This window comes from Microvirga sp. P5_D2, assembly GCF_054049475.1.
In genome coordinates this window covers 1-2,169 of record NZ_JBFUMH010000336.1, presented here as the reverse complement: position 1 = coordinate 2,169, position 2,169 = coordinate 1, and the positions used below count along the sequence as shown (strand labels likewise).

The following is a 2,169-nucleotide window of genomic DNA, read 5'->3' as shown; positions in this document are numbered from 1 at the left end:
TCATCGTCCTCACCCGCTGAAATGATCGCAACAAGGCGACTCGGCAACGCACTCACTTCAGATAGCTTCTCTGTATCTGGATCATCTCCGATGAGCGCTGCACAAAACTGCCCGGAAGTTATCCTACGGATGATTATAGGACAAAGGTCAATCCCTCCAAAGAGGTTTGCGCCAGACGCTGCTTGATCAGCAGTGATAAGATACTTTAGGTTCCCGTCAAACATTACGGGCAGTACATTTTCTGTAGCGAGTAACATGGACTCTCACTTAAAGCTTGAAGCGTTCAATTAGTGGCTTAGTTGTCATTGCCCAATCGTAATGGCAGAACTCTGCGGCGACATTCTWTGATATCTGTGTTCGCAGAGCTTTGTCATCTCTAAGCTTCATTAGTATTGTCTTAGCACTTTCAACAATGTCATTCTCTGCGGCCTCATTATCAAGCAAGAAACCTGTCTTACCATCTACCACAATTTCATCAACGGCACCCACGCGAGTTGCAATCGGAATGCAACCGACTCGGCCAGCTTCTAGAATTGATAGTGGTACTCCCTCAAACCGCGAGGGAAGGATCATAACGTCTGCCCATTCGTAATGCGATGTTAAAGACCGAGGGTTTGTTGCAACTGGGCAGACATGTTTGGCAATTGCTGCTAAGTCGATTGCCTCATCTCCAAGGACAGGGCTACCAACAATCCGCCATTCGAATCCAAGATCCTCAGATTCGCACTGTAATATTAGCTTTGAAAGGCGATCGAGTCCCTTCTGCCGATCAAACCGACCCATAAAGAGCACCCGTAGAGATCGCGTAGCGCCCTCGATTTTGCGACCTGCAATACGACTCCGAACCTTCGTGTCGAGCTCATATCCTGGACCATTCTGTACGAGAGCAATCTTTTCTCGTGGTACGCCCATTCCTACAAACCAGTCGCGTAATTGCCGCGATATAACGATGACGTCGTCATATGCATGCTCAAATGCTAGGATTTGGTGCGGTGTTCCCTGAGGTTGCCCAAACGGAGTGACGTCGACCAAGTGCTGCGAAGTAGCCGTCCTTATCCCTAAGCGCCGGAGCTTCGCCATAATGACATTGAACTCGGTAACATTGAAGTTGATGATGATATCCATTGTGCTGAGTAGACCGATTGCGGCATTGATATCTCCCTCATCGGCCCACTTAGGCAACGGAGCTCCAAGATAGTCACTATCGTCGCTTGTTGACGCGTACGATTTGAAGCCTCTGTCATCGAATAAAGTGATGCTAGTCGCTAGCGAGACCACATCGGACGTCAACAGGGCTCGATTCTGTCCGCATACAAATATGTGTATGCTTGCACCCTTAGCGGCCATGGCTCGTGCGTATGCAAGCGCTACCTTTTCTACTCCGCCAAATGATAGGACTGGCAGAACGATCCCGACGTCCTTCTTCTTCGACTTGCGAGTCGGAAGTATATTCTCAATATCTGCGACAAGTTTGCTGTAGGTTTGAACGTTAGCAAGTCGGCGCCGCAGGGACTGAACGGCGGTCGATCGAACACCGGCGACTGAGGCACCATAGGAGCGTTCACGCAAGGGAACTCGGAGTTCACTCATAAAGCCATCGACTGTAATCAAGGATGGCGGATCAAAAGGTACTCGAAATAACAAACGCGCATGCCAACCAGCCCGGACTCGGTTATCGAGGTGATCTTCATGAGGTCGTTGCGTGTCTTCGACCAGCCATGAGGTAGTAATCATCGTTAAATGCGGAGCATGGCCCGCAGTTTCATCGGCTGTGAAACACACCTCTGGCACGTCCGAACTGTCGAACGCTATCGACACTGATGCGGCTTGCCCTTTACCGTTGCGGCGCTGGAGCTCCCACAGAATTCCATTGATTAGCTTGTACTCGGAGAGAAGCGACAGAACTCTTTCTGTCGTGAAGACTACCAATGGTGGGACATCACCAAAGTTAGGTTGCCATATGGACTTTGATATACCCTCGTAAAAAGAGGCCAAGCCGACCTCGGCCATCTCATTTGTTGGATCGGTACAGTAGTACACCTTCCCGCTGTCGCGACAAAGAATGGCAAATCGTTGATTATTGCTTTGTTCTCTCTCAAGTAGGGCTCTAGACGAGAAGAGTGATGCGTGTTTCTTCTTGATGTACTCCATGATCATCGAGTGTTGCCT

Annotated in this window: 2 protein-coding genes; both read right to left on the bottom strand. The window is 49.5% G+C overall.

What is annotated here, in order from left to right:
- A partial coding sequence (locus ACXJKO_RS31390) for a hypothetical protein (protein WP_457094914.1) occupies positions 1–257 on the bottom strand: 257 nt, incomplete at its 3' end.
- Between the two features lie 10 nt (positions 258–267).
- A partial coding sequence (locus ACXJKO_RS31385) for a glycosyltransferase family 4 protein (protein ID WP_457094913.1) occupies positions 268–2,169 on the bottom strand: 1,902 nt, incomplete at its 5' end.